General features: G+C 72.1%; 1 protein-coding gene. It reads left to right on the forward strand.

Annotated elements, in window-relative coordinates:
* Positions 1–160 precede the first annotated feature (160 nt).
* On the forward strand, positions 161–1,873 hold the full coding sequence (locus tag CH341_RS30765; protein ID WP_245431330.1) for a sensor histidine kinase: 1,713 nt from the start codon (positions 161–163) through the stop codon (positions 1,871–1,873).
* The last annotated feature ends 374 nt before the right edge of the window (positions 1,874–2,247 follow it).

The following is a 2,247-nucleotide window of genomic DNA, read 5'->3' on the forward strand; positions in this document are numbered from 1 at the left end:
GATGCGCAGCCTCGGAGGGCTTTCGACCGACCGCTCCATGGTCCTCGGCGCGCTCGCGGTGTTTCTCCTGATCGCGGCGCATCGCCGCAACATGGCGTTCCTCGGCGCCGTCGGCGCCCCGGTGGCCCGGGTGCTGCGCCTCGACCGGCTCAACCGCGCCATGCAGCCGGCCTGGAAGCTGTTCACGGCGCTGACCTTCTCCAGCCTGACGCGGCGCATCGTCTTCCTCAACGTCGCCGGCCTGCTGGCGCTCGTGGTCGGCATCCTCTATCTCACCCAGTTCCGCGCCGGCCTGATCGACGCGCGGGTGCACAGCCTGCTGGTGCAGGGCGAGATCATCTCGGGCGCCATCGCGTCGTCGGCGACGGTCGACACCGACACCATCACGATCGATCCGCAGCGGCTGCTCGAGCTGCAGGCCGGCGAGAGCTACGGCCCCTCCGACGACGTGCTGTTCGGCTACGAGTTTCCGCTCAATCCCGAGCAGGTGGCGCCGCTGCTGCGCCGCCTCGTCACCCCAACCAACACGCGCGCCCGCATCTACGACCGCGAGGGCACGCTGTTCATGGACAGCCGCACCTTCCTGGGCCGCGGCGACGTGCTGCGCTACGACCTGCCGCCGCCGGCCGCCGAGAAGCCCGGCGCGATTGGCCGCACCGTCGGCGAGGTGCGGCGCTGGCTCGGCCGCGGCGACCTTCCGCGCTACCGCGAGCTCGGCCCCGAGGAGAACGGCAAGGCCTATCCGGAGATCGCCCAGGCGCTGGCCGGCCAGAAGGCGAGCTTCGTGCGCATCGACGATCGCGGCAACGCGATCGTCTCGGTGGCGATCCCGATCCAGCGCTCCCGCGTGGTGCGCGGCGCGCTGCTGCTGTCGACCCAGGGCGGCGACATCGACCAGATCGTCGAGGCCGAGCGGCTGGCGATCCTGAAAGTGTCGCTGATCGCCGCCAGCATCATGTTCGTGCTGTCGCTGCTGTTGGCCGGCACCATCGCGGGCCCGGTGCGCCGCCTCGCCGACGGCGCCGAGCGGGTCCGGCGGCGCATCAAGTCGCGGGTCGAGATCCCGGACTTCACCGGGCGCCGCGACGAGATCGGCCATCTCTCCGGCGCGCTGCGCGACATGACCAATGCGCTCTACAGCCGCATCGAGGCGATCGAGAGCTTCGCGGCCGACGTGGCGCACGAGCTGAAGAACCCGCTGACCTCGCTGCGCAGCGCCGTCGAGACGCTGCCGCGGGCGAAGTCGCCGGAGAGCCAGGCGCGGCTGCTGGCCGTCATCGAGCACGACGTCAAGCGGCTCGACCGGCTGATCTCCGACATCTCCGACGCCAGCCGGCTCGACGCCGAGCTGCAGAGGAACGACTCGGCGACCGTGGATCTGCGTCGCCTGCTCACCACCGTGGTGGCGGTGGCCAACGAGGTGAAGCGCGGCAAGGGCGTCAACGGCGTGCGCGTGTCGCTCGCCTTCGAGGGCGGCGGACCGCGCAGCTTCCAGATCTCCGGCAACGATTCCCGCCTCGGCCAGGTGGTGCACAACCTGATCGACAATGCCCGCTCCTTCTCGCCGGAGGGCGGCACCGTGCGGGTGACCTGCCGGCGCCGCGACAAGGAGCTGGAGATCACGGTCGACGACGACGGGCCCGGCATCGGCCCCGACGCGCTCGACAAGATCTTCCAGCGCTTCTACACGGACCGCCCCGACCAGGGGTTCGGCCAGAACTCCGGCCTCGGCCTGTCGATCTCCAAGCAGATCGTCGAGGCCCATGCCGGCCGCATCTGGGCCGAGAACCGCCTCGGCCAGGAGATCGACCCCGACACCGGCACCCCCCTGGTCCTCGGCGCCCGCTTCGTCGTCCGCCTGCCGGCGATGTGAGCCGTGGGCAGGCCCGAGCGTACCGCTGCTCCTCGGATCGGACCTGATCCCGTGGCCTCTCGCCTCCTGGGTTCCCTCCCCCCTTGCGGGGGAGGGACAGGGAGGGGGGCGAGCCCCGGGCTCGGCGTTCGCGGCCTACCCCCCTCCCCGACCGGGAGCGGGCTGCGGCGCGGAGCGTCTCCCAAACCCTCCGATCACGGCCGCCACCCATGACCCCCACCCTGCACGCCTCCACGGTGCTGGTCGGGGCGCGGGCCGTGCTGATCCGCGGGGCGTCGGGATCGGGAAAGTCGCGGCTCGCCCTGCGGCTCCTCGACGCGGTGGCGGCGGCGGGCGGCTTCGCCCGGCTGGTGGCGGACGACCGCACGGCCGTG

This window comes from Rhodoplanes roseus (genome assembly GCF_003258865.1).
GTDB lineage: Bacteria > Pseudomonadota > Alphaproteobacteria > Rhizobiales > Xanthobacteraceae > Rhodoplanes > Rhodoplanes roseus.